We start from the raw sequence: 6585 nt of genomic DNA on the forward strand, positions 1-6585 counted from the left end.
GCGTCGGATGTGGCGGCGTCGGAGGCGGCGGGGGGAGCGCGGGGCGCTGCGCGGTGGACGCGGCCCCTTCCCAGTCGTCGGACCGCTGCGGGTACGGCGACCACGCGGGCGGCGAAGTCTGGTCCGCGGGCGGTCGGGTCTGCGGCGGTCGGGTCTGCGGGGAGCGGGTCTGCCCAGGTCGCGTGGGTTCCGAGGCGGGTGGCGAGGAGCCGGGCGCTCGATCGGCGGGCGACCCGCCGGGAAGCCCACCGCCGGGCTCGACCCGCGACACACCTGGACGGGTACGGGTGGGACGCCGGGTGACCAGTGCATTGCTTGGTGACTGTGGCTCGGTCAGGCGCAGACCGAGCAGGGAGATCGGACGGGCATCCCCGCCGCCCGCGCCGGCGGAGTCCGGACCGGCGGACCGGAACGAGGCATCCAGGCCGTCCCGGTCGGTCCCGGTCGGATCGACCGGCGCCGCGGTGTCGTCATCGTCCCGGTTCCCACCATGACCCGCCATCCGCGCCACCCCGCCCCCATCTCCGGCCCGACTCCGCTGGACGACACCGGAACGCGAGGCAACCGCTACGGCGTGGCATCACGGTCTCGCGTCACCCCGTGCCCCGACAAGAGCTCCAGGATGATCCAGATAGCTGGAAACAGCCTCACGAGCAGTGAACACACCACCGGCACACTCGATCCACTCCGAATCGCCATGCGATGGCAACACCATACCGAGGTCATGTCACCAGGACGGATCGGGCTCGCACCGTCCGTGTGACGCGAGATGCGGACGGCCACCGACCCCCGGGAGGGCGGTGGCCGCGTGGCATCCGGCGAGGCCGGGCGGGAGCAGCCGATCCGTTCAGCCGGCGAGTGCCAGCTCGCGCAGCACCGCCGCGGTGTCGAGGGCGGCCAGCGTCGCCTCCCGGCCCTTGTCCTCGGTGGAGTCCGTCAGCCCGGCCCGGTCACGGGCCTGGTCGACCGTGTCGCAGGTGAGCACGCCGAAGCCGACGGGGACCCGCGCGTCGAGGCTGACCCGGGCCAGCCCCGCGGTGACGAACTGGCAGACGTAGTCGAAGTGCGGCGTGCCGCCGCGGATGACCACGCCGAGCGCGACGACCGCGTCGTGCCGCTGGGCCAGCGCCGCGGCGACGACGGGCAGCTCGACCACGCCGGCGACCCGCACGACTTCCGGCGCGGTCGCGAGCCCGGTGTCCTTGACCGCCCGCAGCGCCCCGGCCAGCAGCCCGTCGGTGATCTCGGCATGCCAGCGGGTGGCGACGATCGCCAGCCGCAGCCCGGCCACCGGCGGGAGCACCTCCTGCGGCGCGCCGGAGCCGCTCACAGACCTTCTCCATCGGTGAGGTCCGCGCCGGCCGAGGAGCCGCCGGCGGCGCAACCGGAGGTGGCGGGCACCCGCGCGGGACTCGTCGCCCACCGGCCGCCGGCCGGTGTGTCCTCGCCGACGGCGCGGGGCAGCCCGGGCAGGACGTGGCCCATCCGGTCCCGCTTGGTCGTCAGGTAACGCAGGTTCTCCGGGGTCTGGGTGACCGGCATGCCGATGAGCTCGACGATGCGCAACCCGTAGCCCTCCAGACCGGCCCGCTTCGTCGGGTTGTTCGACAGCAGCCGCAGGCCGCGCACCCCGAGGTCGACCAGGATCTGCGCGCCAGTGCCGTAGTCACGGGCGTCGGCGGGCAGGCCGAGCGCGAGGTTGGCGTCGACGGTGTCGTGCCCGGCGTCCTGGAGCTGGTAGGCCCGCAGCTTGTGCATCAGGCCGATGCCCCGACCCTCGTGACCCCGCACGTAGAGGACCACTCCGCGGCCCTCGGCCGCGATCATCCGCAGGGCGGCGTCGAGCTGCGTGCCGCAGTCGCAGCGGCGCGAACCGAACACGTCACCGGTGAGGCATTCGCTGTGCACCCGGACGAGAACGTCCTCGCCGTCGCCCAGCTCCCCGCGGATCAGCGCAATGTGCTCCACCCCGTCGAGGGTGTTGCGGAAGCCCACGGCACGGAAGGTGCCGTAACGGGTCGGGATCGTCGCCTCGGCGACCCGCACGATCTGCTTCTCCGTGCGGCGGCGGTAGGCGATGAGGTCGGCGATGCTGATCAGCAGCAGACCGTGCTCGCGGGCGAACGCGGCAAGCTCGGGAAGGCGCGCCATCGTCCCGTCGTCGTTGACGATCTCGCAGATGGTGCCGGCCGGGCGCAGTCCGGCGAGCCGGGCGAGGTCGACGGCCGCCTCGGTGTGGCCCGGGCGGCGCAGCACGCCGCCGTCCTTGGCCTGCAGCGGGAAGATGTGCCCCGGCCGACTCAGGTCGCCGGGGACCGTGTCGGGGTCGGCGAGCAGCCGGATCGTGTGGGCCCGGTCGGCGGCGGAGATGCCGGTGGACACGCCCTCGCGGGCGTCGACGGTGATGGTGAACGCCGTGCCCATCCGCTCGGTGTTGTGCGGGACCATCTGGTCGAGTTCGAGCCGGTCGGTGTCGGCGGCGTCCAGCGGCACGCAGATCACCCCGGAGGTGTAGCGCGTCATGAACGCGACGAGCTCGGGAGTGGCCGCCTCGGCGGCGAAGATCAGATCGCCCTCGTTCTCCCGGTCGGCGTCGTCGACGACGACGAGGGGCCGGCCGGCGGCGATCGCCGCGATGGCGTCCTCGATGGCGGCGAAGGTCACGTTGGCGTCATCGTCGGCGGCCGGGGCCGGGACGGGCAGGGCGGGGATGGCCGTCGAGGAGGTGCCGGCCGCGGATGTGGTCATCGGAGGAGTCCGTTCGGGTCGATGGTGCCGGCATGCAGCTTCTCGACGTACTTGGCCAGCACGTCGACCTCGATGTTGACCCGGGAACCCGGCGCTCGGCGGCCGAGCGTGGTCAGGTCGAGGGTCGTGGGGATCAGGCTGACCGTGAAGGTCGCCGGGGAGTCGCCCTCGGCCGGGGTGACCTCGACGACGGTCAGGCTGACCCCGTCGACCGTCACCGAGCCCTTCTCCACGAGGTAGCGGTCGAGGCCGGTGGGCAGGGCGATGCGGACGAGCTCCCAGTGCTCGTCGGCCTGCCGGTCGACGACGACGCCGACGCCGTCGACGTGCCCCTGGACCAGATGGCCGCCGAGGCGGTCGGCCAGCCGGACGGGGCGTTCGAGGTTCACCGGATCGCCGACGGCGAGCTCGCCGAGGGAGGACCGCACGAGGGTTTCGCGCATCACGTCAGCGGTGAACGCCGTGGACGCCGCGATTGTGCCGGCGGGCCCCCCGCCGCTCGCGTCCTCGCCCGGCACGCCCCCGCCCGGACCGGTTCCGTCCCGCTGGAAGGAGGTCACCGTGAGACACACGCCGTTGACGGCGATGGAGGCGCCGTGGGTCGCGTCTGCCAATACGGCCTGACAGGCAATGGTGAGCGCCGCTGACTCCGGCCGCGTATCTACCGCAGCCACCACACCAAGCTCTTCAACGATGCCGGTGAACATCCGACCGCGCCCTTCGGTCCCGGGCACCGCCCCCCGGTTTTTTTTGGGGGGTTGCCACGCGGGACCTGCCGGCATGGGCACGCCGACGCGCACCCGAGGACGGCCACGACCACCCACGGGCACTCGGCCCGCGCGCGTCCTCCCATCCGGACTTTGACCGTCGGTCCCGGAATTCCACCGGGTCAACCGTCCCAATGTCTGCGGACGGGTCGCGGACTATCACCGCCGGTTCGGAGTTTCACCGACCCCGGAGCGCGCGTGCTGCTGGTTGTACTGCCCTAAGTCTGACATACGAAGCGGCCACACGCCGCCCTCAACAACGTGACCGAGGTCATGGCCGGCAGCCGACTACCAGGTCGGGCGCCCCGGACGACGCTCAGCCGAGCGGGAGGTGGCTGTTGACCGCCCGGGCATCCGCGGCCAGCGCCGGGAGTTCGACCACCTCGACGCCGGCCGCAGACAGCCGTTCCGCGCCATCGCAGTCGACGAACAGCGACGGCTCGCGCCAGGCGAACACCACCCGGCCGATCCCGGCGGCGAGGATGAGCTCCGTGCAGGTCCGCGGCCGCGACGCCCGAGCGCTGCATGGCTCCAGTGAGCTGTACACCGTGGCCGCAGCCAGATCGACAACGGCGGCCCGGTCGGTGTCGGCGGCCAGGCGACGCAGCGCGACCTCCTCGGCGTGGTCGTGCGGCTCCTCCGCCCGGGAGTAGCCGTCGGCGAGCAGGGTCCCGTCGGCCGCCACGATCATCGCGCCGACCGAGAACGCCGTGGTCGACGGCGGGCAGCGGCGTCCAAGCTCGACCGCGCGGGCCAGCCAGTAGCGGTCCCCGCCGGGCCCCGGAGGCGGGCCCGGCACGGGCGTCGTCACGCGGGGTCTGCGACCGTGCGAGCGGGCGGCGCAGTCAGCCGGGGGGCGACCCGCAGCGCCTGGGCGCGCAGCTTCTCGACGGCCTCGCCGGGATCGGCCGCACCGAAGACCGCCGTGCCGGCGACGAAGACGTCGACCCCGGCGACCGCGGCCAGCTCGACGGTTTCCTCGTTGACCCCACCGTCGATCTGCAGCCACAGGTCCAGGCCGCGGTCGTCGATCAGCCGGCGAGCCGCCTCGATCTTCGGCAGCACCTCGGTCATGAACTTCTGGCCGCCGAATCCGGGCTCGATCGTCATCAGCAGCAACAGGTCGAAGCGGTGCAGGTCGTCGAGGTAGTGCTCAACCGGGGTGTTCGGCTTCACGGCGAGACCGGTGCGGGCGCCGGCGGCCCGGATCGCCGCGGTGGTCCGGGGCAGGTCGGACACGGCCTCGGCATGAATGGTCACGTTCGCCGCGCCGCGCTCGGCGTAGTGCGCGGCCCAGCGATCCGGATTCTCGATCATGAGATGGCAGTCGAGCGGGGTCTGCGTCGCCGACCGCAACGCCGTCACCGCGTCCGGGGAGAACGCCAGGTTCGGGACGAAGTGGTAGTCCATGACGTCGACGTGCAGCCAGTCGGCCCGTCCCTCGACGGCGACGGCGGCGTCGGCCAGTCGGCCGAAGTCCGCGGCGAGCAGGCTGGGGTAGATCTGTGCGGTTGCCACCCCGCGAGACTATCGACTCAATCGGCGCACACCCCGAGCCGTTCGACACCTCCGCGCTCGGGCCCCGGCCGCCCGCCGACGCCCGGGGCCCGACGACCGGGGCAGGCGGTCGGCCGAATCGCCGCCGGCGCCTGCCCACCTGCGCGGGCTCAGTTCTGGTTGCGGCGCAGCAGCGCCATGAACATCGCGTCCGTGCCGTGCCGGTGCGGCCAGAGCTGGACGAACGGCCCGGATCCGAGCGCGTCGACCTCCGGCAGGGCGAGCCGGGCGTCGAGCACGGAGGTGTCCGCCCGCTGGCCGGTCACCTGGCGGACCACCTCGACGGTCTCCGCCGGATGCGGGGAGCAGGTCGCGTAGGCGACCACGCCGCCGGGTCGGACCAGGTCCAGCGCGGCGACGAGCAGGGCGCTCTGCAACGGCACGAGGGCGGCCAGGTCGCCGGGGATGCGCCGCCAGCGGGCCTCCGGGCGGCGGCGCAGCGCGCCGAGCCCGGTGCAGGGCACGTCGACGAGCACCCGATCGGCGCTGCCCGCGGGCAACGGGGCCGCCCGCCCGTCCGCGCGCACCACCCAGGCCCGCGGCTCCCCCGCCAGTGACCGCGCCACCAGGCCGGCCCGGGTCGCCCGAGGCTCCAGCGCGAGCAGGCTCGCCCCGGCCCCGAGCGCCACTCCGGACGGGGACGCCGCCTCGGGCCCGGCGCCCGAGCGGTCGGTGAGCAGGCCGGCGAGCAACGCCGCCTTGCCGCCGGGGCCCGCGCACAGGTCGACGGTCAGCCCGCGGTCCCGGCCGACCGTCGCCGTCCGGGCCAGGGCGAGCGCTACGAGCTGGCTGCCCTCGTCCTGCACCGCCGCGAGCCCGGACGCCACCGCCGGCAGCCGCCCGGGATCACCGCCGTCGAGGCGTACCGCGAACGGCGAGTAGGGGCCTGGGGCCGCGGCCAGCCCCTCCTGGGCGGCCTCGGCGAGCAGGCGCTCCCGGTCAATGCGGCCCGGCCGGGCGACCAGGTGCACCACCGGCCGCTCGTCGTCGGCGGCGAGGGCCGCGCGGGTCTCGTCGAGGTCGTCACCGAGAGCCTCGGCGACGACCTCGACGATCCACCGCGGATGGGCGTTCACCACCGTGAGATGGCCGATCGGGTCGGCATCGAAGCGGGGGGCGCCGAGCAGCTGGGCGAGGTCCCCGCCCGACTCCGCGATCCGGGCGGCCACCTGGCGCATCACCGCGTTCGCGAACCGGACCGGGCGCTCGCCGCTGGTCGCCCGGACGAGGTCCACGGTGCTGGCCACCGCGGCCCGCGCGGGCACCCGGGTGCGCAGCAGCTGGTAGGCGCCGAGCCGCAGCGCGTCGCGCAGCGGCGGGTCGATGTCGCGCACGGGTCGGCTCGTGGCCGTGCCGAGCAGCCCGTCGAGGGTTCCCTGGGCGCGCAGCGCCCCGTAGGCGAGCTCGGTGACGAAGCCGCGGTCGCGGGCCGGCAGCCCGCTGCCGGCGAGCAGCGAGGGCAGGAGCAGGTTGGCGTAGGAGCCGCGCTCGTCGACCGCCCGCAGTACCTCCC

The 6585-nt window shown here is 74.3% G+C and carries 6 protein-coding genes and 1 riboswitch; all 6 genes read right to left on the reverse strand.

The genetic code is table 11. From position 1 onward, the window contains the following. Positions 1–847 precede the first annotated feature (847 nt). Entirely contained in the window at positions 848–1330 is a 483-nt protein-coding gene (ribH, locus tag NBZ85_RS25710; protein WP_261560608.1) for a 6,7-dimethyl-8-ribityllumazine synthase, read from the reverse strand. Beyond that, positions 1327–2748, reverse strand: coding sequence for a bifunctional 3,4-dihydroxy-2-butanone-4-phosphate synthase/GTP cyclohydrolase II (locus tag NBZ85_RS25715; RefSeq protein WP_261562754.1), 1422 nt, complete (start codon positions 2746–2748; stop codon positions 1327–1329). Before NBZ85_RS25715 ends, ribH begins: the two co-directional genes overlap by 4 nt. Then, the gene (locus tag NBZ85_RS25720) at positions 2745–3455 is read right to left on the reverse strand and encodes a riboflavin synthase (RefSeq protein ID WP_261554328.1); all 711 of its coding nucleotides are present in this window, start codon (positions 3453–3455) and stop codon (positions 2745–2747) included. Before NBZ85_RS25720 ends, NBZ85_RS25715 begins: the two co-directional genes overlap by 4 nt. Positions 3456–3585: 130 nt before the next feature. Next, positions 3586–3715: riboswitch (FMN riboswitch) on the reverse strand. Between the two features lie 116 nt (positions 3716–3831). Continuing rightward, the gene (locus NBZ85_RS25725) at positions 3832–4326 is read right to left on the reverse strand and encodes a cytidine/deoxycytidylate deaminase family protein (RefSeq protein WP_261554327.1); all 495 of its coding nucleotides are present in this window, start codon (positions 4324–4326) and stop codon (positions 3832–3834) included. Next, positions 4323–5033, reverse strand: a complete 711-nt coding sequence (gene rpe / locus NBZ85_RS25730) for a ribulose-phosphate 3-epimerase (RefSeq protein ID WP_261554326.1) — start codon at positions 5031–5033, stop codon at positions 4323–4325. The genes NBZ85_RS25725 and rpe overlap by 4 nt, the downstream gene beginning before the upstream one ends. Positions 5034–5182: 149 nt before the next feature. Beyond that, on the reverse strand, positions 5183–6585 hold a 1403-nt coding region (locus NBZ85_RS25735), incomplete at its 5' end, for an RsmB/NOP family class I SAM-dependent RNA methyltransferase (protein WP_261562755.1).

The sequence above is a fragment of the Frankia tisae genome, assembly GCF_025403405.1.
Taxonomy (GTDB): Bacteria; Actinomycetota; Actinomycetes; order Frankiales; family Frankiaceae; genus Frankia; species Frankia tisai.

Coding starts and splice junctions, on each gene's coding strand:
- NBZ85_RS25715 (WP_261562754.1), bottom strand. CDS start 2,748: ATGACCACATCCGCGGCCGGCACCTCCTCGACGGCCATCCCCGCCCTG.
- NBZ85_RS25720 (WP_261554328.1), bottom strand. CDS start 3,455: ATGTTCACCGGCATCGTTGAAGAGCTTGGTGTGGTGGCTGCGGTAGAT.